Annotated in this window: 30 protein-coding genes and 1 pseudogene; 9 read left to right on the top strand and 22 right to left on the bottom strand. The window is 59.0% G+C overall.

The features are described 5' to 3' along the window. Window positions 1–5: 5 nt before the first annotated feature. From DBW_RS01275 to DBW_RS01265, 3 genes are read right to left on the bottom strand one after another with little or no spacing between them, the layout of a single operon-like run. A complete protein-coding gene (locus DBW_RS01275; protein WP_066723104.1) occupies window positions 6–380 on the bottom strand; it encodes an ArsR/SmtB family transcription factor in 375 nt (124 codons plus the stop codon). Further along, entirely contained in the window at window positions 380–1,489 is a 1,110-nt protein-coding gene (locus DBW_RS17960; RefSeq protein WP_082820117.1) for an ABC transporter ATP-binding protein, read from the bottom strand. The genes DBW_RS01275 and DBW_RS17960 overlap by 1 nt, the downstream gene beginning before the upstream one ends. Next, window positions 1,482–2,639, bottom strand: a complete 1,158-nt coding sequence (locus DBW_RS01265; protein WP_066723100.1) for an ABC transporter permease — start codon at window positions 2,637–2,639, stop codon at window positions 1,482–1,484. The genes DBW_RS17960 and DBW_RS01265 overlap by 8 nt, the downstream gene beginning before the upstream one ends. Before the next feature lie 321 nt (window positions 2,640–2,960). Between DBW_RS01265 and DBW_RS18345 the strand changes: the two genes are divergently transcribed. From DBW_RS18345 to cysK, 8 genes and pseudogenes are all read left to right on the top strand, one after another. Then, window positions 2,961–3,116, top strand: a complete 156-nt coding sequence (locus DBW_RS18345) for a hypothetical protein (protein WP_157471682.1) — start codon at window positions 2,961–2,963, stop codon at window positions 3,114–3,116. A 12-nt stretch (window positions 3,117–3,128) separates the two neighbouring features. Beyond that, a complete protein-coding gene (locus DBW_RS19205) occupies window positions 3,129–3,488 on the top strand; it encodes a double zinc ribbon domain-containing protein (RefSeq protein ID WP_157471680.1) in 360 nt (119 codons plus the stop codon). Beyond that, window positions 3,485–3,985 carry a periplasmic heavy metal sensor gene (locus tag DBW_RS01260; protein ID WP_066723098.1) on the top strand — a complete coding sequence of 167 codons (501 nt, stop codon included), beginning with the start codon at window positions 3,485–3,487 and terminating at the stop codon, window positions 3,983–3,985. Before DBW_RS19205 ends, DBW_RS01260 begins: the two co-directional genes overlap by 4 nt. A gap of 8 nt (window positions 3,986–3,993) precedes the next feature. Continuing rightward, window positions 3,994–4,539 carry a DsrE family protein gene (locus tag DBW_RS01255; protein WP_082820116.1) on the top strand — a complete coding sequence of 182 codons (546 nt, stop codon included), beginning with the start codon at window positions 3,994–3,996 and terminating at the stop codon, window positions 4,537–4,539. Between the two features lie 88 nt (window positions 4,540–4,627). Next, a complete protein-coding gene (locus DBW_RS01250; RefSeq protein WP_066723093.1) occupies window positions 4,628–5,014 on the top strand; it encodes a DUF302 domain-containing protein in 387 nt (128 codons plus the stop codon). Window positions 5,015–5,071: 57 nt separating this feature from the next. Next, window positions 5,072–5,329, top strand: a complete 258-nt coding sequence (locus DBW_RS01245; protein WP_066723091.1) for an SHOCT domain-containing protein — start codon at window positions 5,072–5,074, stop codon at window positions 5,327–5,329. 175 nt (window positions 5,330–5,504) lie between these two features. Further along, window positions 5,505–5,945 (top strand): annotated as a pseudogene (locus DBW_RS19200) (class I SAM-dependent methyltransferase); the annotation flags it as partial. 129 nt (window positions 5,946–6,074) lie between these two features. Continuing rightward, complete coding sequence (cysK, locus tag DBW_RS18870) at window positions 6,075–7,028, top strand: cysteine synthase A (protein ID WP_066729609.1); 954 nt, start codon at window positions 6,075–6,077, stop codon at window positions 7,026–7,028. A gap of 192 nt (window positions 7,029–7,220) precedes the next feature. Here cysK and lnt read toward each other — a convergent pair whose 3' ends face one another. From lnt to DBW_RS01195, 9 genes are all read right to left on the bottom strand, one after another. Then, window positions 7,221–8,717, bottom strand: coding sequence for an apolipoprotein N-acyltransferase (gene lnt, locus DBW_RS01235; protein WP_231875432.1), 1,497 nt, complete (start codon window positions 8,715–8,717; stop codon window positions 7,221–7,223). 182 nt (window positions 8,718–8,899) lie between these two features. Then, window positions 8,900–9,430, bottom strand: a complete 531-nt coding sequence (locus DBW_RS01230) for a TlpA disulfide reductase family protein (RefSeq protein WP_066723086.1) — start codon at window positions 9,428–9,430, stop codon at window positions 8,900–8,902. Window positions 9,431–9,540: 110 nt separating this feature from the next. Next, the gene (locus DBW_RS01225; RefSeq protein ID WP_066723084.1) at window positions 9,541–10,311 is read right to left on the bottom strand and encodes a DsbC family protein; all 771 of its coding nucleotides are present in this window, start codon (window positions 10,309–10,311) and stop codon (window positions 9,541–9,543) included. A 72-nt stretch (window positions 10,312–10,383) separates the two neighbouring features. Next, window positions 10,384–11,331: a hypothetical protein gene (locus DBW_RS01220; RefSeq protein ID WP_066723082.1), complete on the bottom strand. Its 948-nt coding sequence runs from the start codon at window positions 11,329–11,331 to the stop codon at window positions 10,384–10,386. A gap of 78 nt (window positions 11,332–11,409) precedes the next feature. Then, on the bottom strand, window positions 11,410–12,297 hold the full coding sequence (locus DBW_RS01215; protein ID WP_066723079.1) for a right-handed parallel beta-helix repeat-containing protein: 888 nt from the start codon (window positions 12,295–12,297) through the stop codon (window positions 11,410–11,412). A 14-nt stretch (window positions 12,298–12,311) separates the two neighbouring features. Beyond that, entirely contained in the window at window positions 12,312–13,061 is a 750-nt protein-coding gene (locus tag DBW_RS01210; protein ID WP_066723077.1) for a cytochrome c biogenesis CcdA family protein, read from the bottom strand. An 11-nt stretch (window positions 13,062–13,072) separates the two neighbouring features. Then, window positions 13,073–13,768, bottom strand: a complete 696-nt coding sequence (locus DBW_RS01205) for a DUF1573 domain-containing protein (protein WP_066723075.1) — start codon at window positions 13,766–13,768, stop codon at window positions 13,073–13,075. A gap of 30 nt (window positions 13,769–13,798) precedes the next feature. Beyond that, a complete protein-coding gene (gene lspA / locus DBW_RS01200) occupies window positions 13,799–14,311 on the bottom strand; it encodes a signal peptidase II (RefSeq protein ID WP_066723072.1) in 513 nt (170 codons plus the stop codon). 72 nt (window positions 14,312–14,383) lie between these two features. After that, a complete protein-coding gene (locus tag DBW_RS01195) occupies window positions 14,384–16,780 on the bottom strand; it encodes a heavy metal translocating P-type ATPase (protein WP_066723069.1) in 2,397 nt (798 codons plus the stop codon). Between the two features lie 116 nt (window positions 16,781–16,896). Between DBW_RS01195 and cadR the strand changes: the two genes are divergently transcribed. Next, window positions 16,897–17,307, top strand: coding sequence for a Cd(II)/Pb(II)-responsive transcriptional regulator (gene cadR / locus DBW_RS01190; RefSeq protein WP_066729604.1), 411 nt, complete (start codon window positions 16,897–16,899; stop codon window positions 17,305–17,307). 39 nt (window positions 17,308–17,346) lie between these two features. On the opposite strand, the gene DBW_RS01185 is transcribed toward cadR, so the two are convergent. The 10 genes from DBW_RS01185 to DBW_RS01145 form a co-directional block, all read right to left on the bottom strand. Continuing rightward, window positions 17,347–18,207, bottom strand: a complete 861-nt coding sequence (locus tag DBW_RS01185) for a thioredoxin domain-containing protein (RefSeq protein WP_066723067.1) — start codon at window positions 18,205–18,207, stop codon at window positions 17,347–17,349. Window positions 18,208–18,280: 73 nt separating this feature from the next. Next, the gene (locus DBW_RS01180) at window positions 18,281–19,189 is read right to left on the bottom strand and encodes a phosphate/phosphite/phosphonate ABC transporter substrate-binding protein (protein ID WP_066723059.1); all 909 of its coding nucleotides are present in this window, start codon (window positions 19,187–19,189) and stop codon (window positions 18,281–18,283) included. A gap of 15 nt (window positions 19,190–19,204) precedes the next feature. Continuing rightward, window positions 19,205–20,296 (bottom strand): right-handed parallel beta-helix repeat-containing protein, encoded by a 1,092-nt coding sequence (locus tag DBW_RS01175; RefSeq protein WP_066723057.1) that lies wholly within the window; start codon window positions 20,294–20,296, stop codon window positions 19,205–19,207. Continuing rightward, window positions 20,293–21,105, bottom strand: a complete 813-nt coding sequence (locus DBW_RS01170) for a right-handed parallel beta-helix repeat-containing protein (RefSeq protein WP_197463699.1) — start codon at window positions 21,103–21,105, stop codon at window positions 20,293–20,295. The genes DBW_RS01175 and DBW_RS01170 overlap by 4 nt, the downstream gene beginning before the upstream one ends. Before the next feature lie 182 nt (window positions 21,106–21,287). After that, complete coding sequence (locus DBW_RS01165) at window positions 21,288–22,073, bottom strand: cytochrome c biogenesis protein ResB (RefSeq protein WP_066723052.1); 786 nt, start codon at window positions 22,071–22,073, stop codon at window positions 21,288–21,290. Between the two features lie 14 nt (window positions 22,074–22,087). Then, window positions 22,088–22,888, bottom strand: coding sequence for a cytochrome c biogenesis protein CcsA (gene ccsA, locus DBW_RS01160; protein WP_066723048.1), 801 nt, complete (start codon window positions 22,886–22,888; stop codon window positions 22,088–22,090). An 87-nt stretch (window positions 22,889–22,975) separates the two neighbouring features. After that, window positions 22,976–23,527, bottom strand: a complete 552-nt coding sequence (locus tag DBW_RS01155) for a tetratricopeptide repeat protein (RefSeq protein WP_066723045.1) — start codon at window positions 23,525–23,527, stop codon at window positions 22,976–22,978. A 49-nt stretch (window positions 23,528–23,576) separates the two neighbouring features. Further along, window positions 23,577–24,188 (bottom strand): tetratricopeptide repeat protein, encoded by a 612-nt coding sequence (locus DBW_RS01150; RefSeq protein ID WP_066723042.1) that lies wholly within the window; start codon window positions 24,186–24,188, stop codon window positions 23,577–23,579. Next, window positions 24,185–24,337: a CcmD family protein gene (locus tag DBW_RS17950; protein WP_082820112.1), complete on the bottom strand. Its 153-nt coding sequence runs from the start codon at window positions 24,335–24,337 to the stop codon at window positions 24,185–24,187. Before DBW_RS17950 ends, DBW_RS01150 begins: the two co-directional genes overlap by 4 nt. An 11-nt stretch (window positions 24,338–24,348) precedes the next feature. Further along, a complete protein-coding gene (locus DBW_RS01145; RefSeq protein ID WP_197463698.1) occupies window positions 24,349–25,020 on the bottom strand; it encodes a cytochrome c biogenesis protein in 672 nt (223 codons plus the stop codon). Between the last annotated feature and the right edge of the window lie 2 nt (window positions 25,021–25,022).

Genomic DNA, 25,022 nt, shown 5'->3' with positions numbered 1-25,022 from the left:
CGAGCCTATTTCGCAACAAACGCCACATCCCCCTGGATCACTTCAAATAACCGGGGTTTGGCCAGGGAATAATAGGCCATGCGCCCGTCGTTGCGATGGTTGAGGATCCCCTGCTGGCGCAGCAGTTTCAACTGTTGGCTGGTCGCCGGCATGGAAAGGCCGAGGATGTGGGCCAGATCGCAGACGCACAGCTCTCCCTTGCCCAGGGCGAAGATGATTTTCAGCCGGACGGGACTGCCGAGAAGCTTGTAAAACTCGGCCAGATCCCGCAGCTCCTCCGCGGCGATCATCGAATCATTTATCTCACTGATCAGCTCTTCGTTAAAACAGACGACCTTGCAGGTCTCTTCGCCGGCGTTGGCTTTAGCTTGTGTTTTCATTATTTCCCCAATCTTTGGAGTTCTTTCCCTTCCAGGACATAACCCTTTGGTGAGGGAACCATCTCCCCCGTGACCACCAGCTCCTCTTTCACCTTTGGCGGGGGTCCCGCATAGCGCACCGGCACGAACTTGGAAGCGCAGGTCACGACCCCGCAGGCCTTGTACTCCCGGATGTCAATCAGGACGAAGGTGGAATCGGCAGGCGAGGTGTCGGCAACGACGCCTCTCACCTTGATGGCGCCTTTATAGGCGGAGGGGTCGGAAGCCACGCTGTTGACATCCAGTGCCCCTGCCTGGCCCGGGGTCCCGGGCCGACTCCCCATGCCCAGGGTCAGGCCCGCGCCCAGCAACACCGCAAGCAATCCGACTATGCCCCACTTCCCAAATACGCTCATGTTTCTATCCTCCGCGTTCGTTGGTGTGTATGAATTTCCTCCGTCGACCGCCAGCTCCCCGTCACGGATGCAAAAGGTCTCCTGCGCCATGGCGGCGACGGTCTCCGAATGGGTGACGATGACGACGGTTTTCCCCTGTTCATTGATCTTGCGGATGTTCTCTAGCAGTTCCCCTTCCGAGCGGCTGTCGAGGTTGCCGCTCGGTTCATCCATCAGCAGGATCTCAGGGTCGTTGGCTAGTGCCCGGGCGATGGCCACCCGCTGCCGCTGACCGCCGGAGAGCTGGTTCGGCTTAGACTGCAGTTTATCTTCAAGGCCCACCAGGTTGAGCAGCTCGGTGGCCCGCTCTTCCTGTTCCTTTTTCGATATTCCTGCCAACATCATGGCGACCTGGACGTTTTCCAACGCGGTCAGCACGGGCAGCAGGTTGAAGAATTGGAACACGAAGCCCATCTTCCTGGAGCGAATTTCCGCCAGGCGATTGCCATCGACGGAGGTCAGCTCCATATCATCGAGAAAAACTTTTCCCGAGGTCGGCCGGTCTAGGCCGCCGATCAGATGCAGCAAGGTGCTCTTGCCGTGGCCTGATGGTCCCATGATGCAGGAGAGGCTCCCTTTGGGTATCTGCAGATCGACGTCCTGCAGGGCGATCGTCCGAAATCCGGTGTCGTAGATCTTGGAGAGCTTTTCGGTACGGATGATGGCGTTATTCATAGCTGATGGCCTCCACGGGGCTGAGTTTGCAGGCCTGCCGCGCCGGGTAGACTCCGGCCAGGGCAGAAACCAATATCGAGAAGGTCAGGGCTTTTAGCGTGATCCCGGCGCTGAAGAGCTGCACGCTCTGCTCACTGCCAAGAAAGGCGGTAAATTCGTTCTGACCGATATACGGGGCGGCGAAGTAGGAGAAGACAAAACCGACCACGACTCCGACGATCCCGCCCAACAGACCATAGAAGGCCGATTCATACAGGAAGAGGGAGAAGATGGTCCTCTTCTTGGAGCCGATGGCCTGAAGAATGCCGATCTCCCGCCTGCGCTCGTAAATGGCGGTCATCATGGTGTTGACGATGCCGAAAAAGGCGGTCAGGATGGCGACCGCCGCAATCAACTGCAGCGCACTGCCAACGCTGCCGACGATGGCCAGTACCGATTTGAGAAGCTGCTTGTCGGAGGAGACCGCAACATTGGCGACCTCCTGGATATCCAGAATGTATTGGTCGATCCGGGTGATGTCATCCACCTTCACCGCGATGAAGGAAACCTTGTCACCTACCGCATAAAGCTGCTGGACGGTGGCAAGCTCCATATAGATGGCCAGATCATCGCTGTTGCCGACTTCCTGCAAAACCCCGCTGATCGAGAACTCCTGACCCCTGACCGTAAGCTGGTCTCCGGATTTCAGTTCGAATTGTCGGGCAATACCGGAACCTATCACCACATTGGCATCATCCAGCAGGTAGCGTCCCTGACCGACCTGCCAGCCCTTGAACTGTTTCATCTCGGCCGGCAGAATCCCGAGCAGCGGGACCGGCTGGTTCCTGAGGGCGGTGCGTTGGGTCAGGTAGGGGAAAGCAGTCAGTCCTTCGAGTGCGGCGATTTTTTCCACATCCTCGTTGGGAATGGCTTCGGGCAAGGTCTCCCCGGTGAGGACGGAAATCTGTTCGTAGGCGCACCAGCCCCGGGGTGTAACCACCAGATTCGCGCCCAGAACATCCGCTTGCTTGCGGATCTCCGTTTCCAGCCCCGTGCCTAATGACAGCAGCGTCACCAGAGAGGCGATACCCACGGCGATCGCGGAGAGGGTAAAGAAAAAGCGGCTCTTGCGGCGGACGATGTTTTTCCAGGTCAGCTTGAAATGGTTCAAGGTGTTTCCTCCTCTGTGGCTTCTTGTAGCTTCTACGGGACCGATATCCTGCTCTATATATTTTCTTGTTTTCGAAAATGTTTATACTGGTATTCCCCACCCTGTCAAGCACTTTGCCTCTATTGAGTTGTCAAAAATTTTGACAAAAGACACGAATCCGGGATGGCAAGCTGTCTAAAAATTTTTCGGTCAACAGCCTGCACGAATACTCGAGGAGGCTAACTTCCTGTTGTATTTCAGGATCTTGGCACCCTGCCCTGGGTCCTGGCACCCTCCTTGCCATTCTAGTTCGGCAACGAATCGAACATTGAGGAGGTCGCCATGAAAAAGAGGATTCTGCTGCTGGTTGCTCTGGTCGGAGGAACTTTGGTTCTCTCAGGCTGCGGCCATTGGGGCTGCTGGGATGGGGATGGGCACACCCACGGGCAGAGCCAGTCCCACAGCCATTATGCCGGCTGCGGTCACCCGGGATACTGAGAGGGAACGGCCATGTTTTGCGGATCTGGTTGGAGCAACGGCTGGTTTTTTAGCGGCTGGATCGTTCCGGGACTGTTCCTGCTGGCCCTGCTTGGCGGAGCTGCCTGGCTCCTAAGCCGGCGAACCCCAGCGAGCGGGCTCGCACCCAAGGCTTGTCCCAGATGCGGAGGTTCGGTGCAGGAGGTCTATTTTCGCTGTCCTCACTGCGGGGATACACTCAAGAGCAACTGTCCCGGTTGCAGCCGGGTGGTGGACCAGGCCTGGGACTACTGTCCCTTTTGCAACGCGGCCCTGAAGGCCGAAGTGAAACAACCGATAACCACAATGACAACGGATCAACAACCCCATGAATCGGAAAGGAGAGTGCTATGAAGAACAATCGTAAATTGATTGCAGCAACGGCAATACTGGCCATGGTGGCCTTGACGACCCCGGCCTTTGCCTGGATGGACGGCTGGTCAGGCTACGGAATGGGATCGGCGACCGGCAGGCAGGCCCTGACCGCCGAGCAGCAGAAAAAGGTCGATGAAATCCAAAGCACGTATCAGCCGCAACTGCAGGAGTTGCAGCAGAAACTCAACGCCAAGCAGGCCGAGTTGATCGCGGCCCGCAGCGACGACGCAACGACAGTGGGCCGGCTCAACGCCATCGAGGGCGAGCTCTACAATCTGGAACGTGCCTACTGGACCAAGCTGGACCAGGCTAATTTGGAGGTAAGCCGGATCACCGGCGGCGGATACGGTTCTTGGTTTGCCTGCGACTACCAGGGTTGTGATCACGGTTACGGGAGACACGGCATGAGGCGGGACGGTTACATGATGAGAAGCCGTAGCATGCCCGGCGGAAATTATGGCTCTTGTTGCTGGTAACTGTTTTGATGAAGGTGACCTATAACGCTGAAAGAGGAGTTGCAGCCATGAAAAACACACGCTTTAGCAACCTTTTTAGTTTGATGCTGGCCGGTTTGTTCCTGGTGGTTTCTGCCGGACCGGGCTTTGCCGTCGATGACCGGGAGGCGCTTCAGGGAATGACCGCCGCCAAGGTGGTGTTCGATGTCAAAAAGGATGATCCGCAAAAGCTGTTGCGGGCCTTGACCGCGATCAGAAATGCCAGCGAGAATCTGACCCGACAGGGTGTGCGGCCCGATATCGTCGTGACCTTCCGGGGAGCCTCGGTGGTCTGTCTGGCCGACATGAAAGAGGTCCCTGAGGTGAATGAGTACAAGGAAGAGATCATGGATAAGATTTCCTGGAACATCATCGAGTTGAAAAAAGCCGGCGTTCAGATGGAAATCTGCTCCCTGGCCCTTAGCCTGGTCGGCATGGAAGACACCGAGCTGCTGCCCGGGATCAAGAAAGTCGGCAACAGCCTGGTTTCCCTCATCGCCTACCAGAACAAAGGGTATGCCATGGTGGCCATTTGAGCACGAGAGGTCAGGTTTTGTGTGGAGCGCGCGGACAACTCACAACCCGGACGCTCCGCCGCAATCCTCAGTAAAGGAGAGGAACAAAATGAGCTACGTTATCAGCAAAACGGTTGCCGGATCTTTCGATCAGGCGATCGCCAGAGTCACGGAAGAGCTCGGTAAAGAAGGGTTCGGCATCCTGACCGAGATCGATGTGCAGGCGACCCTGAAGAAGAAACTTGACGTCGATTTCAGACAATACCGCATTCTCGGCGCCTGTAATCCGCCTTTTGCTTACCGGGCGCTGCAGGCCGAGGCCCACATCGGCGTCATGCTTCCCTGCAACGTCATCGTCCAGGAATATGAGGATGGCCGTGTCGAGGTCGCGGCGGTCGATCCCATCGCCACGATGCAGGCGATCGACAACGCCGATCTGGCCGATATCGCGATCCAGGTACGGGGTAAACTGCGGCAGGTCATCGACAGCTTATGAAAAAGTTCGACGGTCTATCTCTCGGCTTACGGCCGGGGAAGTAAAGGAATCTGGACCATGATGAGATTTTGGAGCGAGAGCTGGCTGTGCGGTCCCGGCAGCTATTTTCACGGACCCTGGGGCATGTTTGTCAACCTTGCCTTCTGGATAGTGATGATTTTTTTGGCCGTCTGGTTGTTTCAGGCAGTGTTCAGCAAGAAAAGAACCGCACCACCATCCTCCTCTTCGCCGCTGGAGGTTTTGAAGCATCGCTACGCTGCAGGCGAGATCGATCGCGAGGAGTTCGAACGAATGAAACGGGAGCTGCAGGGATGATCCGGCCGCGCCATCCTACGCCACCGGCCAGCATGAGCGTTGGGCGGACGCTTGAACGGAGCAGTCGAGGTTGAACCAGAACGAATACGAACCACTCCGGCGAGAATACTCCAGGATCGCCTCTTCGTACGACGCCCGCTGGAAGTTCTATGTCGAGGCCTCGATCCGGGAGACTATGGGGCGACTTCACGTGGCGCCCGAAGATCGCGTTCTGGATGTCGGATGCGGAACGGGAGCACTGCTGAAGGCGCTGTCTCGTGCGGCACCGCGAGCCCGGCTCGCGGGAGTCGATCTGTCGGGAGATATGCTTACACTGGCCCGCCACAGGCTCGGGGCAGCCATTGACCTGGAGCAGGCTTACGCCGAGACTCTGCCCTTTGGCGACGCAGCGTTTGATGTTGTAGTTTCAACGAACGTCTTTCACTTCATTCAGCACCCGGTTGCGGCCCTCCGAGAAATGTTTCGGGTATCGAAACCTTCGGGTAGAGTCGTCATCACCGACTGGTGCGACGATTATCTTGCGTGCCAGGTCTGTGACATTTTTCTCCGCGCTTTCAGTCGCGCACATTTCCAAACATATGGCTCCAAGGAATGCCGGGATCTCTTCATGGAAGCGGGCTTTGCGAGCGTTGACATTGAACGCTACAGGATCAACTGGTTGTGGGGGCTAATGACGGCAACGGCCACCAAGGACGCCGCCCAACCAATAAGGATTAAAGAAAGGAACCACGCTGTGACCCACGCTGTGACCCCTATTTACACTGACAATTCACTTTCCGTCGGCCGCACCCCTTTGGTGAGCCTGAACCGCATCGTCCCAGAAGGTGCCACCGTCCTCGGTAAGATCGAGGGGCGCAACCCCGCTTACTCGGTCAAGTGCCGCATTGGCGCCTCGATGGTCTGGGACGCCGAACAGAAGGGGCTGCTCGGCCCCGGCAAGGAGATCGTCGAGCCGACCAGCGGCAACACCGGCATCGCCCTGGCCTTCGTCGCGGCCGCACGGGGAATCCCCATCACCCTGACCATGCCCGAGACCATGAGCATCGAGCGACGCAAGGTGCTGGCGGCCTTCGGCGCCAACCTGATCCTTACCCCTGGCGCAAAGGGGATGACCGGTGCCGTCACCGCGGCCGAGGAGTTGGCCGCCTCCGATCCGAGCCGCTACGTGCTGCTGCACCAGTTCAAGAATCCGGCGAACCCGGCGATCCACGAACGGACCACCGGCCCCGAAATCTGGGAAGATACCGGCGGCGAGATTGATGTGCTGATCTCCGGGGTGGGCACCGGCGGCACCATCACCGGCGTGTCCCGCTATATCAAGCAAACCAAGGGCAAGCAAATCCTCTCGGTGGCGGTGGAGCCCGCCGACAGCCCGGTCATCAGCCAGAAGCTGTCCGGCGAGATACTGCATCCCGGACCGCACAAGATCCAGGGGATCGGCGCCGGCTTCATCCCCGAGACCCTCGACCTGTCGATGGTCGACCGGGTGGAGCAGATCAGTAACGACGAGGCCATCGACTACGCCCGGCGCCTGGCCAAGGAAGAGGGCATCCTCTCCGGCATCTCCTGCGGCGCGGCGGCGGCGGTGGCCGTCCGCCTGGCCGCGCAGCCCGAGTTCAAGAACAAAAAAATAGTGGTTATCCTGCCCGACTCGGGCGAGCGCTATCTCTCGAGCCCACTGTTCGAAGGGGTTGTCTGATTCTATCTTTGATCTGGGCGCGAAGAGTCGGAGGCCGGACCTCCGACTCTTCGCCGGCATCCCTTTTAAATTCGGGCAGAAACAAAACTGACTCTATGCGCCCTGCGCTTCAGTCCTACTCTCAAGTCGAGGAAAAGTACCGCATAGGTGACACCGAGATCATCATTGTCGATCTCCGGTGCCTCTGCTACGTCAACCTGCCCCGAAAGGCTTGCGAGAACGGACCAACCAGAAGAGACTGATGGTCAGAAAAAGTCCGGGGAAAACATCGCCGAAACGTGTATAGAGGCTGTTTCCCGCCCCCAGGCCGGCCCGGGCCGCGGTCACCGCCTCCTCAAACACCGCCGTTTTCCCCTGTACCCGGCCGGAAGGGGTGATAAAGGCCGAGATCCCTGTATTGGCGGCCCGGGCCACCCAGATCCGGTTTTCGATGGCCCGGAAACGGGTCATGGCCAGGTGCTGATCCGGTGCCGAGGAGCGCCCGAACCAGGCGTCATTGGTGATGTTGACCAATAGATCGCTCCCCTTTCGCACATAATTGCGGGCCAGTTCAGGGAAAATCCCCTCGAAGCACACCAGTACCCCGATCTGATGATCGTTCATGGACAAGGGGTTGACCGTGCCGGGAGAGAAATCCCCGATCCCCGCCACCAGCTTGTCGAGGAAGGGGAAAAGCGATTTCAGCGGCACATATTCACCGAAGGGCACGAGATGGATCTTATCGCTGCGCCCGAGGTTCTCTCCGGACGGAGAAAGAAGAAAGGCGCTGTTCAGATATCTTTGCCGGCCATCGACCTGTTCAACGGCCGGACTGCCAAAGAGGAGATGGGCGCCCGTTTCGCGGGCGGTGCCCCGTACTTTTTCGGTAAGAAGACTCTCTTTCTGAAAATAAAAGGGCGTGGCACTCTCTGGCCAGATAACAAGATCCGTATCTTTGCTCTGTGCTGCGCCCAGTGAGAGCTCTTCGTAGATGTCGACAGTCTCGGTTCGGTAGGCCGGGTTCCATTTGAGGGACTGATCGATGTTGCCCTGGGCCAGAGCCACGGTGATCGTATCCTCCCTGGCCTCCGGGTTGTTTTTAAGGCACAGCTGTCCGTACCCCCAGTTCAGAAGAAAAAGAACCAGCGTGCAAGCCACCGCCCTCCTGGGGGATGAGAGCTTCTTACCGTTTTTGCAAGCCGCAGCAGCACCAGCCAGGGTGGCGTTGCAAAGAACCAGCAGAAAACTGATCCCGTAAACCCCGAAAAGATCCGCCGACTGGATGAGGACCAGATGGTTCTGTTGGGAATAGCCGAGGGTGGCCCAGGGAAAGCCGGTGAAAAGAAACGAGCGCAGAAACTCCAGAGCCGTCCACAGCACGGGCAGGGTCAGTGGCAGCGGGTAGTCGAGTTTGTTTTTCAATCGGCAGGCCGCCCAGGTGGCGGCGCCCCAGAAAAGGGACAGATACAGCACCAACAGCAGATAGGCGGCGAAGGAAAAGATCGGATGCATCCGGCCGTAAGTGGTCATGGCGATGTTCAGCCAGTAGAGGATCACCCCGAAAAAGACCGCCCCCGCAACGAATCCGCTCCGGTACGGCCGCCTTTCCATGACCAAAAAGAGTGGCACCAGGGCGAACCAGGCGAGACTCTCCATGTCTATCCGAGGAAAGGCCAGCGCAAGCAACAGCCCGGAAAGGGCTGCGCCCATGGTTGTGCGGTCAGACAGAAATCGGGACATGCTTCAAGGGCTCTTGGAAGCAGATGGTGTGGAGAAAAACAGTCAGGCGGATCTTGGCATCGGGATTCGCTTCATCAAGCTGAATGAAGGACAGAATCCCGACGATAAACGCTACCCAGTAAGTGACGTCCGATGCTTGCGGTAGCAATTGGTTATCCCTTGACCAGCCCCTTGAAATAGGCAATCGTTTTCGGGCTGGCCCAGTCGATGGCGCCAATAACTTTTTTGTCGACTGTGCCGTCTTTGCGGATGATGAAGGACTCGGGGACCCTGTAGACGCCGTATTGTTGCTGCACGGTCCCCTTGTCGTCATAAAGGACGGTGAAATCATGCGGATTATTCTTTAAAAATGCCGGAACAACAGATCGGCCATTCTCCTCTGTGTTGATCGCCAGCATGACAAAATCTTCACCCGCGATGATCTGATTGAGTTTCTCCATCGAAGGCATCTCTTCCTTGCATGGCGGGCACCAGGTCGCCCAGAAGTTCACCATGACAACCTTGCCGCGCAATGCAGACAGGCTGACTCTGTTGCCTTTGGTGTCTTCGAGCTGAAAGTCAGGGGCGACATCGCCGGAAACCACTGCCGTTGCAACCACCTCCGTCGTTGAAGGAAGGTTGAAATAAATATAGGCTCCACCGCCTACCAACACGAGCAAGACAATCAAGACCAAATAACGCATAACTAACCTCTCTACTTTCACTGTTTAAGTATTTTTCGCCATGAAGAGTTGCGATATCTAAATCGGATCTTTTCATGGATGATCGAAGCAGCTAACAACGGCCACGCTGCTCAATGACTCACAACCGCCTGATCAATTATTTCGAGCAGTGCATCCAGCGGTTTATAACCAGGAGCGATCTGTCCATTCGGCAGAATCAGGGTCGGGGTACTGCGGATACCAAGGGATTTTGCGACGGCCAGGTTTTGTTCGATGACCTTGCTTTCGCAGCTTGCTTCCGGGATCTCTTGCTTGGCAAAGGCGGCTTCGAGTTGCTCCATCGACTCGTTGCAGGCGATTGTTTCCGCAACTTTTTTCGAACTCGGCTTGATCGGCATTAATTTGATCTGAAACAACAGGTCGGAGCGTTTTGCCACGGCCTCTTTCATAACCTCGTGCAGCTTGACGCAGTAGGGGCAGTGGGGGTCGGTGAAGACGATGATCTTCTTTGCCGCCGCCGGGTTGCCGAGAAGTAAGGCATCATCGGTCGGGATGCGAGACAGATCAACCGGGTTGAGTTTTCGGTAGCTTTCTTCGGTCAGGTTCTTCCTGTCTTTCAGCCGTATGATGGTGCCACTGACCAGGTAGGACTTGGAGTAGTCCAGATATAGCGGCACATTCTGATTCTTTATTTTCATACCGATTTCCCAGAACCCGGGCATTTCAGCCTGTTCTACAGACAACAATTCACCTTGAAAACCGGTAAAAATCTCTTTCGCCTCGGCCTTGGTTAACGTATGGCAGCTGCGACAATCTGCCTTTTCTGAGCTCAACTGTTTGAATGCAACGGCCGGCGAAACGAACAGAAAAAGACCGACCAAAAGATAAACAGTAATCCGCATTATTCTCCTCCATATCCTGTCGAGTTGTAAAATTTGCGATAGTCATTGGATTTCGATGGGGATAAGCGCTGATCATTCTTCACAATCGTCATCATCCGTAAAGGCCGAGCAGCCAGCGTCGGTCGTCGTTCCCACCGGACTGCCCCAAAGATTTTCTACCGGCAGGGAGAGGCCATCATCTAAGCTGTCGATTTCCATGATGCCCGGGGAAACGATCAGGGGGACTCTGGTCGCGTCGCTTCTGGCCAGGGCCATTTTGTTGCAGAACAGGAGAAACTTCTCCCTGGCGCCGAGAGTCGCCGGTTGGTCCGGCTCCTTTGCGAAAAGCCCGAGTATCGCTTCGCCATCGCGCGTCTCGCCCGGTTGCCGGAGAAGCCTGGCAAGCCTGGCTTCATCCGAGGTGTTTTTGGCGATGGGGTAGAAGGCCGTCTCGGTTGAGGCCTGTGGATCATTGAGAATTTTCCGGGCGGCCTCCTCGCAGGCTGGACAGGTCGGAGAAAAATAGACCTTGACTGGCGCCTCGGCGGAACCGTAGATCGGCCAGGGCGCAAAGGCGACTTCCTTGATCACCGCAAGACCGACGAAAAGGAAAAACACCGACCAGACCAGTCCGATTCCGATCAGAAGCTTCCGGCCCGGAACTTCCAGACCGAACACGGCGAAGAACGCCGTCAGCCCTATCAGCAAGGCGACCACATGGCAACTGGAGCAGGGCCAGAGGAGGGATTGGTAGATGAGAAACAGGGTGTCGAAGAAGAGCCCCAGTCCGACGGCAACCGACAGCAGCAGATGGGCACCTCGCCTAGGATACCAAAGGGTCAGAAGAAAAATCCCCAGGAACCCGGCGAAGCCGTAGATGTAAAAAGACAGGCCGAACAGGCCATAGCCCGCATAGATTTCACACCCCCGGGTGCCGCAAAACAGCTCCGCCCCGGCGGCATTCAGCAGGCAATAAAGCCCACCGAGGAAACTGCAGGCAAGCAGAAAAATTTTGGCCTGATCCGGCCTGTTGATTTTCATTGCATCACCTCCGGCCTCGATTGTCGATTTCATGACACTGTGGAGTGCTTTGCAGGATCGGCTGGCCAGGGCATGAACTCACGGCGTCCAGGACGCTCCGGCCGACGAGAAAGGGGCATCAGCAAAGGGGCCATAGAGGACCTTGCCCAGATAATCGTCCTTGCGCCCGTCGAAGAGTGAAGCCGCGATCGCTTCGGGGTTGTCGGTTCCCCAGTAATTGCCAGCCATCCGCACATCGTCCGGCACCTCTTCCCCAAGCACGACGGCATAGCGGCGGTTGCCGGCGATGTTGTTCCCTTCAATGAAATAATCGCTGGGATAGGAGGTGATGAAGATCCCCTTTTCATTGTCGGTGATGACATTGTTGCGAATCACCGGAGCGCCGAAATGAAAACGGATGGCGGTGCCGTTGCCGCGCAGCAGGTTGTTTCGGATGAGGAACTCGGTCGCGTTGAATCGCAGCCCGAACAGGTTGTTTTCTATCCGGGATTCTTCGATGACAGCTTTGGACTTGTGGCTGTGAATGGCGCTGTTGGCCTGGGTGATGCGGACGTAACGAAACCGGGTCTCGGGACTCTCGCGCAGGTTGATCCCGCCCCAGCTGCCGCCGGGCGCAGCCGGATCGACGAAGCGGAAGGTGATGGGTTCCTCAACCGTCCCTTCGGCGACAAGGGTCCCCTGAACGATCAACTCGCTGCCGGGAAAGTTGGGGCGTTCGGTGAACAGATCCTGCCCCGGTGCGGGCGGAAGAAAAATTACTTCGGTACCGGGCTCGATGATCAGCCGCGCCGCCTCGTCGATCACCACGTCCCCGTCGACGAAAACCGTCCCGTGCCAGCGGAGATCGCCGGACACCGTCCCCGTCACGGGGGAAGAGCTGCCGGGGGCAGTGGCGGTGCAGGAGGCCGGGAAAAAGAGGAGAAGAACCAGGCCTGCAAGTTTCCACGGTAAAACGAATTTTCTCATGTCCCTGATCTTCCTCAGCCGGTGGCCGGAAGCCAGCGATAGAGGTAGCCCGTCAGCTTTCCGTAAAAGTCCAGAAAGAGCATCGCTCCGACCACCATCAGCATGACGCCGGTGGCGATCTCCACCAGCCGGATATGTTTACGAAATCGTTTGAAAGCAGAGAGAAAGCCGTGAAAGAGCATGGCGGAAACCAGGAAAGGGATGCCCAGTCCCGCCGAATAGACACTCAGCAGAACCACTCCCTGCCCGACGCTGCCGCTGGTTCCGGCGGCCAAGGCCAGAATGGCGCCCAGGATCGGACCGATACAGGGGGTCCAGCCCGCGGCAAAGGCCACCCCGACCAGGAAGGTTCCCACAAACCCCTTGGGCTTGTTGGGAATCTTGACCCGCTTTTCCCCGAGCAGGACGCCGAAGTGGAACAGGCCACTCATATGAACGCCAAACAGGAAAATAAGGATCCCGCCGCCTTTCTGCACCCATCCGAGGCCCTCGCGGAAGTGCTGCTGAAAGGCGTGGGAGGCCAGCCCGGCGAGCGCGCCCAAAGCGACGAAGACGACGGAAAAACCCAGGATGAAGGCGAGGGTATGGTACAGGACGGTCAATCGCGTCCTGGCGCCGGGGTGGGCTTCCTGGAGCTGGCCGAAGGTCAGTCCGGTAATGTAGGTAACGTAAGAAGGGATCAGCGGCAGCACGCAAGGGGATGAAAACGAGAGCGCCCCTGCGGAAAACGCGATCCAGAAGGTCAGGTCGGTGCCGGTCGCCATGGTCAGGCTCCTTAGTCAGTCTGCCGCTGGATGCTGGCCTGGACGGGAATGCGCAGATCGGATTTAAGCGCGTCTTGGGCTGGAATGACGACATACCCACTGAAACGGTTCTGGCCGGGCCTTGAGATCAGCTGGATTTCCATGACTGTACTCTGCCCTGCGGGCAACGTTCCTTCAGACAGCTTCACCACCAGATCGGGAGAACTGGTCTGCACGTTCTCCAGGCGCAGATCGCCATCGGATTGGTTCTTCAGGGTCGCTTGGGCAACTGCGGTTTTCCCCGTTGTGACCGCCCCCAGGTTGATCCGGTTCGGCACCACCGAAAGCGTCTCCCTGACGATCCCTTTGACTTTCAGTTGCGTGACCGGCTGAGTCGGGTCGTTGCTATAGAGGGAAATGGTCTTGGTCACCGCACCGCGGAAACGGGTGCTGTCAAAATTCGCCTGGAGTTCGCCGCTCTCGCCCGGAGCCAGCGTCTTGGCTGACAACAGCGCAGCGGTGCAGCCGCAGGAACTTTTCACTTTTTCGATGTTCAGCGGTTCATCGCCCCTGTTGCTGAAACTGAAGGTGTGACGAACCGTCTCTCCCTGGGGAGCCTCCCCGAAATCGAAGGCCGGTTGCTCAACCACAAGTTTGGGCGCCGCCCAGGCGTTACCGGCCAGTAGGCCCGCAAGCAGGATGAGTCCGACAGTAAATAGACGTGACATAGATCATCTCCTTTCTTCTGAGGTCAGATTTCATGGTTCTGGTGATTGCTGTTCGGCGGGAGTGCGATATGCACTCCATAACAGGCAGAGTACGCCGAGCGTGATGCTGCAATCGGCAAGGTTGAACGCCGGCCAATGCCAGCTCCGCCAGTAAAAGTCCAGGGAGTCGACGACATAACCACGCACGACACGGTCGAAGCCGTTGCCGAGCGCACCGCCCAGAATCAGGCTGTAGCCGAGCGCCTCGGCCCTGGGTCGCGATTTGCGCAGCAGGATGATTAGAACGAACGACACGCCGAGGGTTATCACGATAAAGAAGTAGCGTTGCCAGCCGCCGGCATCGGCCAGAAAACTGAACGCCGCGCCGGTGTTCCAGACATGCACCAGGTTGAAAAATCCGGTCAGGGGAATGCTTTGGCCGTAGTCCATCAGCGTCGAAACGGCGAGCTTGGTGACCTGATCGGCCGCCGCCACGCTGATCGCCAGGGCCCACCAGCGCCAGGCAATGGCGGCAGCACTCGCGCGAGCGCTATCAACAGACATCGTAATTCTCCGCTTCCAAGGACGTATCCTCTGACTGACAGTGAGGCAAACAGATGGAGGTCGCCGGCACGCTCATCTGCGCAGCAACCGCAGGCCGTTGAACACCACCAGCAGGCTCGCGCCCATATCGGCGAATACCGCCATCCACATGGTCGCCTGGCCGGTGAAGGTCAGGGCGATGAACACCGCCTTGATCCCCAGCGCAAGGACGATGTTCTGAGTGAGGATGGCTGCGGTGGTGCGCGACAGGCGCAAAAAGGTCGGCAGCTTGCGCAGATCATCGTCCATCAGCGCCACGTCGGCGGTTTCGATGGCGGTGTCGGTGCCGGCGGCGCCCATGGCAAAGCCGATATCGGCGCGCGCCAGAGCCGGCGCGTCGTTGATGCCGTCGCCCACCATGCCGACCCTGGACGGCCCCCCGACCAGCGATTCGATGGTGTTCAGCTTATCCTCCGGCAACTGGTTGCCGCGCGCCTCGTCGATACCGACCTGCCCGGCGATCGCTTCGGCGGTATGCGGATTGTCGCCGGTTAGCATCAGCGTCCGGACCCCCAGGGCATGAAGTTCGCCGATGGCCAGCCGACTGCTCTCCTTGACGGTATCGGCGACCGCGAAAAGACCCAGCACTTCATTTTGAGTCGTCAGCATGACGGCGGTCTTCCCCTGACGCTCCAGCTTGTCGAGCCGTTTTTCCAACGTCGCTGTCGTCAGCCCGAGTTCGCCAATCAGCCGGTGATTGCCCAGGTGATACAGTTGACCGTCCAGCGTGCCGCGTACGCCGCGACCGGGGATCGCGGCAAACTCCGCGACCTCCGCCGGGTCCAGGTCAGCCTGCTGTGCGGCGCGGGCGATCGCTTGCGAGACCGGATGGTCGGAGCGGGCCGCCAGGCTGGCCGCCAACTGGCGCACCTTCTGCTCGTCAGCGACGAACGCATCGAAATCGGTCTGTTCGGGTTTGCCGTGGGTGATGGTCCCGGTCTTGTCCAGCGCCAGCACGGCGAGCTTGCGCCCCCCTTCGAGATAGACTCCGCCTTTGATGAGAATACCCCTGCGCGCCGCAGCCGCCAGACCGCTGACGATGGTCACCGGGGTGGAGATCACCAGGGCGCAGGGGCAGGCCACCACCAGCAGCACCAGCGCCTTGTAGATCGCGTCGATCCACGCCGCACCGAAGGCGAGCGGCGGGATCAGGGCCGTGACCAGGGCGACGACGAAGACCGCCGGGGTGTAGACCCGGGCGAACCGGTCAACGAAGCGCTGCGTGGGAGCGCGGCTGCCTTGGGCGGCCTCCACGGCATGGATGATGCGCGCCAGCGTGGTGTTCGCGGCGAGCGCCGTCACCCGGTACTCAAAGGAGCCGGACTCGTTGATGGTGCCGGCAAACACCGGGTCCTGCTCGGCCTTTTCCACCGGCAGGCTCTCGCCGGTGATCGGCGCCTGATTGACGGTCGAGCTGCCCGAGACGATTTCGCCGTCCAGCGCGATCCGTTCGCCCGGCCTCACCCGTACCACCGCGTCGAGCGCGACGCTTTTCGCCGGAACCTCCGCCCAGCTGCCGTCGGGCTGACGCACGGTCGCCGTCTCCGGAGCCAGGTCCATCAGCCCTCGAATGGCGTTGCGCGCCCGGTCCAGCGATTTCGCTTCGATAATCTCCGCCAGCGCGAACAGGAACATGACCATCGCCGCTTCCGGCCACTGGCCGATCAGCATCGCGCCGGTCACCGCGATCGACATCAGCGCGTTCATGTTCAGGTTGCGGTTGCGCAGCGCGATAAAGCCCTTCTTGTAGGTGGGCAGGCCGCCGCTGAAAATCGCCAGCAGCGCCAGCGCGGCCACCGTCCAATGGAAGCCGCCGTTCCACCAGTACACCACCTCGGAGGCGGTGGCCGAAACGCCCGAGACGAGCATCGGCCACCAGTTAGTTTTGGCCGGTTCGGCCGGCGCCGAAACCTCCCCGGCCACCGCCCCGCCCTGGACCTGCGCTTCAAGGCCGAGCGACTTCAGCGCCGCCAGTATCGAGGGCAGCGCCTCGGGCGCATGTTGCAGCGTCAGGGTGCGCTGGACCAGATTGAAATCGAGCCCCGCGACGCCGGGCATCCCGGTCAGATTGCCGCGAATGAGGCCCTCCTCGGTGGGACAATCCATCTTGGCGATGCCCAGCACCGTGGTCTGTCCCGCCGGAGACAGGGTGTCGCGGACCGCCTGCATGCCGATGGCGGCCAGCGCCTTCTCCAGCGGCTCCGGCGACGGCAGCCGGTGGGTCACGGCGAGGGTGCGCTGCACCAGGTTGAATTCCAGCTCCGCCACCCCGGGCAGTCGGCCAAGTTTGTCGCGGATCAGCGCCTCCTCGGTGGGGCAGTCCATATTCTTGATCTGGTAAACCACGCGGTTTTCGCCCGTGCTCGGCGGTTCGGAGGAGGGCATTGAAGCGCTCGGACAGCCGCAGCCATTGGATGTGCATCCACTCATCGGCAACTCCTTTTGAGTCGTTTTCTTCTGCTCGACTTGTTTATTAAGCACCCTGAAGTTACTATAGGGTCAAGTCCGATTGAGTCCGAAAGGAGCTTTGCCCCGTGAAACCGGAAATGAAAATTGGCGAACTGGCCAGGCGAACCGATTGTCGGGTGGAAACGATCCGCTTCTACGAAATGGCGGGAATATTGCCGCCGCCTCCGCGCAGTACCGGCAACTACCGCCTGTACGGCAAAATGCATGTCGAGCGCCTGCTTTTTATCCGCCGCTGCCGTTCGCTCGATATGACGCTGGAGGAGGTCAGACGGCTGCTGCAGATCCGCGACACTCCGCTGGACGATTGTTCCGCCGTCAGCGCACTCCTTGATGACCATATCCGCCAGGTCGACGTGCGGATCGCGGAGCTCGAACAGCTGCGGGATCAGCTCCATTCTCTCAGCCTGCGTTGCAGCGGCACCCGTACCGCCGAGCAGTGCGGTATTCTGCAACAGCTCGGCAGTACGGAGTTCAACACCGACGGCTAGCGTTGCGCAGCTGGAATCTAACGGCGCCGGCAAACTGACTCATCCCCTGGTAGTTTGCTTCTTTGCTGTCTGCTGTCTGGCCAGTTCCGCGTCGATCATCTGTTTAAAGCCGGCCATGCTGCGATTCTGCAGACGGCGCCCGTTGATAAAGACCGTCGGGGTTCCGCGCACACCAACCTTCTTACCTTCCTGCATGTCCGCATTGATCACCTGCTGCAGAGCCGGATCGTTCCGGTCCTGATCAAACCGCGCCAAGTCGAGACCGGCCTGCTCAGCGAGTTCGCGGATTTTTTGCGAATTCAGCTTGTTGTAATTTTCAAACAGCAGATCGTGCAGTGGCCAGAATTTCCCCTGTCGCTCTGCGGCAAGCGCCGCTGCGGCGGCCGCACGGGCATTTTTGTGCATCTTCAGGGGGAAATTCTTAAACACCAGCTTGACCTTGCCGGGATAAGCCTCCAGGACCTGTTTGAGCAGGGGGACTGCCTTCGCGCAGTAGGGACATTCAAAATCGTCAAAAATAACCATCTCTACCGGGGCGTCCGGGGCGCCCAGCGAAGGTGCGCCGGCGGTCTTGAGCGACACTACCGGCTGCAGCGCCAGCAGAGTCATCTCTTGCCGCTCCGCCGACTGCAGAATCAACCGCTCGGCCCCTTGGGGAGTGATCCCGGTCACCTCCGGACCGACCTCAAAGCGCCCCTGAATCTGCCCGTCGGCAGAGTAAAGCTGCACCTGTCCGGTTGTCGTCAGCACATAAATACGCTGGCCGTCGGCCGATGCGACCACTTGTCGCGGCGTCTCTCCGAGTGAGACCGATCTGAGTAAACGCACATCGACCGAATCAGCCAGCAGACTGGTGGCGCTGAGTAACAGGGTCAGTATGGTGAGCAGGCTTTTCTTCATGATCTTTCCTTTCTGGAATGAAATGGCTACGTGCGCCCTTTGCGTTCTGAAGGCGGCGGTTACGGATTGCGCTCTAATACTGCTGATAGGGAGGCATGTTGGCCCGTTTGGCCATCTCCCGGATCGGATCGTAGTCGGCGTCAGTGAGCGGCTCGAAGCCGTCCACCCAGGCCGCCTTGAGCACCTTGACCTGCTCGCCGTCGATCTCCACGGTCTCTTCGGGATTCAGCTCCATGAGCGCTTGGCGGAATTTCTTGACCAGTTCGGGATCGGTGTCCCCGGCCGCCCCGAAGGTACAGTAGGGGATAATTGGGCTCTGATCCAGAATGTGAAAATCGTCTGCGGAGATTTTCCCCTCTCGAATCATAATTTCCAGGTCCAGAGCTGGCGCTGCCGCTATGTCGTATTCTCCGAAATAAACGCCGTAGATAACCTTTTCATGCTTGAAGGAGCCATGAGGTATGCCGTAGTAGGCGAGGTCCTTCTCCGGATCGATCCCCGCCCGGAGCATGAGGTCGTACTGGGCCAGGTAGCCGGTCGGGGCCAGTTGGGGGCCGAACACCATGCGTTTGCCGCGCAGGTCCTCCAGCGTGGTGATGCCGCTGCCCTTGCGGGAAATGATCGTTCCGGCTGTGCGTGAACCGTACTGCCCCCTTTTGTCGGCAGCCACCAGTTGCAGACCGTGATTTTCCTTGAGCATGACGTAGAGCAGGGAGTTGGTATGGGTGAAGGCGAACTTCTCTTTGCCAAAACGCTCGTCGAATTCCTGAGTGTCCACCGGCACCGCCTCCAACGGCACCCCAAGCTTCTTCTCCAGGTAGCGGGTCAGGGGGAGAAAGCGTTTCAGCGTCTCCTCCTCACTGTTGCAGTTCATGTAACCGATGCGCAGTGCCGGAGCATCGGAGACCTGCTCGCAGCCCGCCAGCAGCAGGATGGTGACAAGCAACAGCGACAGACGGCGCATATAACGAATCCTCTTCATCTTGAAATCCTCCCGTTAATGTTTCGGCAGCCCGGAAGGCTCCCCATTCAAAGGTGCAATCGCATTTACCGGTCCGGTCCCCGGGCGATCCCGGTTGTCCCGGATCAGGGCTGCAATCCCCTCCGCATCCACCACTCCCCACCAGTTGCCGGGCGCAACGATGGCCGTCGCGCCATCGTTCTGCAGAGCATACTCGCCGTTTTCGGCCAGGTCGTTGCCGACGATCTCACCGGCAAAACCGAGGGTTCGGACACCCGCCCGGCCGTTGCCGCCGATGCGGTTGCCGCGGACCACTCCTGCGGAGTCCTCCAGGTACAGACCGTGTTCGCTGTTGTCCGTGAGCAGGCTGTCCTCCACCGCAACTTTGGAGCGCTGCAGATAGAGCCCCTTGCGGTTATCCGTTATGCGGCTTGCCGAGATGTTCAGGGTGGAATCACGCAGGTTCACTCCGTTGATCAGGTTGTCCTCGATGCGACAGTTCTTCATGGTCAACTCGTTGTACACACCGCGCAGTCCCCAGTAACTACCGGTGATAACCGAATCGCGTAGCTGCACAACGGAATTGCGAAACTGAATACCATTGAGATTGTCTTCGATGCGACAACGCTCCATATTCACCGTCGACTCCTGAAACTGCAGTCCGCGCAGATTGTGACGAAAGACCGAATCGCGGATAGCGGCGCTGGCGAAATGGGCGTGAAAACCGCGGTAACCGTACTCGACGATGCAGTGTTCCAAAACGTTCTCTTCTTCAGACATCATCATGTTGATCGCCCCCCAGGCGCCCGGTCGGGGCTCGCCGGTGGCGGTAAAACGGATCGGCGCTTCGGCGCTGCCGACAGCCTTGAGGATCCCTTGTATGAACATCTCGTTCTCGCCGATACCGTCACCGTTAGTGTCACGGTAACTGAAGCGCACCAGGGTGCCGGGACGGATCGCAAGAGTCACCCCGGGGGCCACAGTGAGCGTGCCGTCGATCAACACCTCGCCCTCCCAGACGGTGTCTTGCCAAAGGGTCTGTTCGCCGGTGTAGCTCAGCGCCGCAGCGACCGGAGAGACGGTGCAAAGGATCGCCAGCAGGGTGAGCATGAGAGCCTCGGGTCTCATTTGCCACCCACCTCACGGAGTTGTCGGAAGTCTTCGCGGTTGCCGATCAGACGACCGGCCTGCGTGGCCAGCTTCGGGTCATAGGCGACCAGACCGAAGTCGTTTCCGACGATCAGGTTGTCGGATAGGCTGGGCTGGCTGCTGCGGTCGATGAACAGCCCCTCCTCTTCGTTCCCGGAAATGCGGTTGCGGCGTAGTTCGGGGTGGGAGCCCCACCAGCAGAAAACTCCGCCCTCACCATCCTCGATCCGGTTTTCGACCAGCTTTGGGGCCGCCTGCTGGAGGACGATGCCGTAGCGGCAGCCGCGGATCAGGCTGTCGCGGATCAGTGGTGAGGAGCCGATGCAGAGGATGCCCGTCTCCGCTCCGTGGATACGGGCGTTACGGACTACTGAACCGGTCGAGCGGTCGAATGCGATGCCCGCCCAGGCGACGCTCTGCCCTTCGGGAAGCTCCAGGGGCAGGAAGGTCACCGGTCGCTTCTGCGTCCCTTCGATGCGCAGCGTGCCGCGCACCAGCAGTTCGGTCTCGGCAGAGAGCCACTCCGGATCGATCTTGGTGCTCGGATTGGGCTGGACATAGACGATAGCGCCAGGACGCAGGGTCAGGGTGCGGCCGACCGGCACGAGCAGGTCCGCCGCCAGCACCACCTCGCCATCGATCACTCTGTCCTTCTGCAGAACGCCGAAGATTTGCGGCAGGACGTCCGGCTGTGCGGGGATTTGCGGCAGCACCGTACGGGAAGCAGGAGAGCAGGCGGTCATCAGCCCCACGGCGGCGAGGAAAACCATCCAGCGCAATCGCTTCAATTTTCCGTCAATGGGCTTTCGCCCGTACTCGGCGGAGTTGGCAGGAGGCATTGAAGCGCTCGGGCAACCGCAGCCGCGGGATGTGTATCCACTCATCGGCAGATCCTCTTGAGTCGGATTCTCATTTCCTCAAATCAATCTATTTCAACAAAGGCCCTGATTGCAGGGTTTGGGTCAATAAATCAAACAATATCCGGTCGATCCCCTCTGGCCCGCTTACGATAAAAAGAGAAAAGTGTCAACAACACCCCGCAACCCATGGCAATCGCTCCGGCAAGAGCGATGTTCGCGCCCGGGTCATAATTGATGGTGAGGATGCTGTAGGGGATGTAACGTCCGCCGCGCATGGCCTGGCCGTAGGACGCTGGAATAACCACCAGCCCGTTCCAGGTCAAGGGGTGGTTGCTGCGGGTCTGCACCCGCTTCAGAAGCTGCTCCCCCTTGAAGAGAGCCAGAGTGTTGAGCATCTCCATCGGTCGACCGCTCGGAGCAAGGACCGGTTCGAAGGCTTCCAACTTCAAGGTGACGCCCAGCTGGGGGAGCGGTTTGCTTTGCCCGACCAGCAACCCGTTTTTCTCGCTGCGGAACCCAGCTTGGCTCCCCCACAAAAAGGCGACCAGAATCAGCACGAAGCCGATGTGGATCAGATATTCACCACATTTGCGCCAGCGACTCCTGATAAAGCGTAGCCAGTCGATAAAACAGCACAGGGTATTCAAGGCCAGTAAGCTCACCAGGATTCCGCCGACCGGAATCCACCAGGTCATTCCCGGTGAGTTGGCCGCAACACTGTTCAGCCAGAGACCGAGGGGCATGCTGTCCAGGCTGCCGAAAATACGCGGATTGAACGGCATCAGTACCGACCCGCCGACCGCCAGCAGGGTGGCGGCCGAGGCGAGCACGATGGTCAGCTTCAAGGAACAGAGCAGCTTCCATGGTTTCGTATCGAACAGAGAGTTTTTTATCATTTCACACCTCCCGGTCAGTCAAGCGGATGGTTGCTGCTCATCAGCAGACCGATACCGAGATAGGTGAACAGAACCACGCCGAAGCCGACAATCGACAGCGCCGCATAACCGGAGCCCTGCCAGCGCCGGATGAATTTGGCGTGGCACATGCCGGCGTAAAACAGCCAGACCAGCGCTGACCAGACCCCCTTGATGTTCCAGGAGAAGTAATGCCCCCAGGCGACAAACGCCCAGATGCTGCCAAAGATCATGCACAGGGTGAAGAGGCTGAAGCCGAGGAACACCGCTTCTTCGTTGAGTTTGCGCAGCAACAGCAGGTCGGGCAACAGACTCGACTGCAGACGCTTCTGCAACAGATAGAGCACGCCCATCGAGAAGGCCATGGCGAAGAAGGCATAGCCTGCAAAGGAGAGGGAGACGTGCAGTGTAAACAGCGGCGTATCAAGGGCCGGGATCAACGGCGGGAGGTCGGCGCTACGCTGCAGAACGCTGCCGTAGAGCAGCAGATTGCAGAACATCACAAACAGACCGGCGGCATGGATTTTATAACGCAGCTCAAAGTAGAGATAGGTCGCCGCCAGGGCCCAGCTGAAAAAGAGCTGGGTGCCGAACAGGTTGGTGACCGGCAGGTAGCCGCCCTGCCACCAGCGCAGCCCCAGACAGAGCGTCTGCAGGACAAAACCGGCCAGCACCAGGGTAAAAGCGCTGCGCCACACCCAGGCGCGACGCTGCAGCAGATGCCCTAAGTAGAGCAGCACCGCCAGCAGGTAAGCGCAGAAGGCTCCATACAGCAGCGGTGCTTGAGGAATATTCACAAGCAGTTGTCCTTAGGATAGGAAGTCAATCAGCGTCCACCCGCAAACTGCGGATGGACGCCAGGAAGTCTCCAGGTCGGAAACAAATTAACCGTGTCCGTTCTCCATATGATCGATCATTGTCCGCACCTTGTCCGCGCCCTGACCCGTCGGCACCAGCTCCAGGTAGCGAAGCCAGGCCTCTTTGGCCTTTTCCTTATCACTCAGGTCGTGGTTATAGACGATTCCCATATTGAACAGTGAATTCTGATGCTGTGGATTCAGCTTGTTCGCCCTGGTGAAATTGTCGATTGCCTTATCGAACCAGCCGACGCGCCGGTACATGATCCCCTGGTCGGTCAGCACATCGGGATCATTCCCATCCAATTCAAGGGCTTTGTCGTACGCTTCGATCGCTTGCATCGGTTGATTCGAATCGAAATAGTTGTGTCCCAATTGGACCCAGGTGTTCCGGTTACCGGGCTCCTTTCCGACCATCTCCTGCAGCATCCGGATGTTCTGCTGGTAATTCACTGCCGGTGCCGACGCGGGTGCCTGATTTGGAGCTGCCGGGTTCTTTTTAGCATTGGTGAAGATGACACCCACCAGAATTCCGACAATCAGGGTAACGACAACCAGCAAAATAGTCTCTTTCTTCATGAAGCTCCCTCGGATGTAAATGACCTTGTCCGCAAGATTCTGCTGACGATTAGTGGCTTGTGCCCTGAGCATTCGATGAGACATTGCCGGGTTCTCTCATGCCCTGTTCGATCCGGGCGATTTCCCGCTCGGCGGTAGCGATCAGCTGCGCTTCCGGATTGCCGGCCAGAAACTTCCGTAGCAGTTCCAGTGCTTTGGCATCCTCACCCTTGTGCCGGCTGTAGATCAGTGCCATGTTGAGCAGAGAGGCGCTGTGCTCGGGCTGACTTTCATAGGCGCGGCGATAGCTCTCCAGCGCTTTGTCGTACTGCCCGATTTGTTGATAGAGGCCAGCGAGGTCGTTCTGGGCGTGGGCATGGCCAGGTTCGAGTTCCACCGCCCGCTGGAAAAGCCGAAAGGCCTCCATGGCGCGACGGGTATCCATATAGATGTCCCCCAGCGTCACCATGGTCTCGACATCCTCGGGATCGACCTTGAGACGCGCCTCAAGTTGGACGATACGCGCTTCGGTCCCGGCCGCGTTCGTGGCCTGCGCCTGAGGCTGTGGTTTGGCCGCAGGCCCCCCAACCAGGTTGACAAGAGTCATGACTGCGATACTGACCACCATCACCCAGAAGAAACCAAGAACAGCCACCTCCCTGCGACTGACGGAAACACTCACGATTGCACCTCCTGCTGCCGGACCTGGGCGGTGAGTTCCTCCAGACGTCGGGTAGTCTGCCGCTGACGGCCAGAGAGCCAGGTCAGGTAGCCGGCGAACCCCGCCCAGATGATTATGTAGGCCAGAACCAGATACGTTGCGCGTTCCATGTCGAATCTCCTTATCGTTGCAATTGCTGCTGCAGATCAAGCAGTGCGTTCTCCTGCCTCTGCATATTGCAGCGCAGGCGGAACAGGGCCGCCCAGAGGATCAGCATTGCTGTCAGGCTGACCGCCAGGGTGATGAGCATGGGCGGTTCCAGAGCGATCCCCTCGCTGCGGATGACGGTGGGGTGGATGCTGCGCCACAGGCGCGCCGAGAGAAAGACCACCGGCACATCGACGAAGCCGACAATGGCCATGACGGCGCAGAAGACGGCGCGCTTCTCTTCCTGCTCCACGGCGCTGCGCAGGATCAGGCAGGCGGCAAAGATGAACCAGAGGATCAGCGAGGTGGTCAGGCGCGGGTCCCAGGTCCACCAGGTGTTCCAGATGGGGCGGCCCCAGATTGAACCGGTCAGAAGCACCAGGGTGGTGAAGAGCACCCCGATCTCGACGGCCGCCGCGCCGCGCTCGTCCCAGGCCCGCTGCCGCTTAACCAGATAGAGGATTCCGGCGACGCAGGCGACGAAGAAGGAAAGGAAGGCCGCCGCGGCCAGCCCCAGGTGGAAATAAAAGATCTTCTGCACCACGCCCATGGTCCGCTCCAGCGGGGCGTAGAAAAAAACCATGGCGGCGGCGCCGGGGACTGCGAACAGAGCGAGCACGGCAAAGGGATCGTAACGTTTCAGCACGG

The sequence above is a fragment of the Desulfuromonas sp. DDH964 genome, assembly GCF_001611275.1.
Classification (GTDB): Bacteria; Desulfobacterota; Desulfuromonadia; order Desulfuromonadales; family DDH964; genus DDH964.
The sequence above is the reverse complement of the archived record's forward strand: the minus strand, read 5'-3'. Positions and strand labels throughout refer to the sequence as shown.

What these genes read in the sequence shown, in the direction of transcription:
- DBW_RS01215 (WP_066723079.1), bottom strand. Translation starts at nt 12,297, where the DNA reads ATGAGAAAATTCGTTTTACCGTGGAAACTTGCAGGCCTGGTTCTTCTC.
- DBW_RS01260 (WP_066723098.1), top strand. Translation starts at nt 3,485, where the DNA reads ATGAAGAACAATCGTAAATTGATTGCAGCAACGGCAATACTGGCCATG.
- cadR (WP_066729604.1), top strand. Translation starts at nt 16,897, where the DNA reads ATGAAAATTGGCGAACTGGCCAGGCGAACCGATTGTCGGGTGGAAACG.
- DBW_RS17960 (WP_082820117.1), bottom strand. Translation starts at nt 1,489, where the DNA reads ATGAATAACGCCATCATCCGTACCGAAAAGCTCTCCAAGATCTACGAC.
- DBW_RS01255 (WP_082820116.1), top strand. Translation starts at nt 3,994, where the DNA reads ATGAAGGTGACCTATAACGCTGAAAGAGGAGTTGCAGCCATGAAAAAC.
- DBW_RS01210 (WP_066723077.1), bottom strand. Translation starts at nt 13,061, where the DNA reads ATGGCGACCGGCACCGACCTGACCTTCTGGATCGCGTTTTCCGCAGGG.
- DBW_RS01230 (WP_066723086.1), bottom strand. Translation starts at nt 9,430, where the DNA reads ATGCGTTATTTGGTCTTGATTGTCTTGCTCGTGTTGGTAGGCGGTGGA.
- DBW_RS01205 (WP_066723075.1), bottom strand. Translation starts at nt 13,768, where the DNA reads ATGTCACGTCTATTTACTGTCGGACTCATCCTGCTTGCGGGCCTACTG.
- DBW_RS01155 (WP_066723045.1), bottom strand. Translation starts at nt 23,527, where the DNA reads ATGAAGAAAGAGACTATTTTGCTGGTTGTCGTTACCCTGATTGTCGGA.
- DBW_RS19205 (WP_157471680.1), top strand. Translation starts at nt 3,129, where the DNA reads ATGTTTTGCGGATCTGGTTGGAGCAACGGCTGGTTTTTTAGCGGCTGG.
- DBW_RS01225 (WP_066723084.1), bottom strand. Translation starts at nt 10,311, where the DNA reads ATGCGGATTACTGTTTATCTTTTGGTCGGTCTTTTTCTGTTCGTTTCG.
- DBW_RS01175 (WP_066723057.1), bottom strand. Translation starts at nt 20,296, where the DNA reads ATGAGACCCGAGGCTCTCATGCTCACCCTGCTGGCGATCCTTTGCACC.
- DBW_RS17950 (WP_082820112.1), bottom strand. Translation starts at nt 24,337, where the DNA reads ATGGAACGCGCAACGTATCTGGTTCTGGCCTACATAATCATCTGGGCG.
- DBW_RS01220 (WP_066723082.1), bottom strand. Translation starts at nt 11,331, where the DNA reads ATGAAAATCAACAGGCCGGATCAGGCCAAAATTTTTCTGCTTGCCTGC.
- lnt (WP_231875432.1), bottom strand. Translation starts at nt 8,717, where the DNA reads ATGGGCGCAGCCCTTTCCGGGCTGTTGCTTGCGCTGGCCTTTCCTCGG.
- DBW_RS01195 (WP_066723069.1), bottom strand. Translation starts at nt 16,780, where the DNA reads ATGAGTGGATGCACATCCAATGGCTGCGGCTGTCCGAGCGCTTCAATG.
- DBW_RS01165 (WP_066723052.1), bottom strand. Translation starts at nt 22,073, where the DNA reads ATGATAAAAAACTCTCTGTTCGATACGAAACCATGGAAGCTGCTCTGT.
- lspA (WP_066723072.1), bottom strand. Translation starts at nt 14,311, where the DNA reads ATGTCTGTTGATAGCGCTCGCGCGAGTGCTGCCGCCATTGCCTGGCGC.
- DBW_RS01245 (WP_066723091.1), top strand. Translation starts at nt 5,072, where the DNA reads ATGATGAGATTTTGGAGCGAGAGCTGGCTGTGCGGTCCCGGCAGCTAT.
- DBW_RS01180 (WP_066723059.1), bottom strand. Translation starts at nt 19,189, where the DNA reads ATGAAGAGGATTCGTTATATGCGCCGTCTGTCGCTGTTGCTTGTCACC.
- DBW_RS01185 (WP_066723067.1), bottom strand. Translation starts at nt 18,207, where the DNA reads ATGAAGAAAAGCCTGCTCACCATACTGACCCTGTTACTCAGCGCCACC.
- DBW_RS01275 (WP_066723104.1), bottom strand. Translation starts at nt 380, where the DNA reads ATGAAAACACAAGCTAAAGCCAACGCCGGCGAAGAGACCTGCAAGGTC.
- DBW_RS01250 (WP_066723093.1), top strand. Translation starts at nt 4,628, where the DNA reads ATGAGCTACGTTATCAGCAAAACGGTTGCCGGATCTTTCGATCAGGCG.
- DBW_RS18345 (WP_157471682.1), top strand. Translation starts at nt 2,961, where the DNA reads ATGAAAAAGAGGATTCTGCTGCTGGTTGCTCTGGTCGGAGGAACTTTG.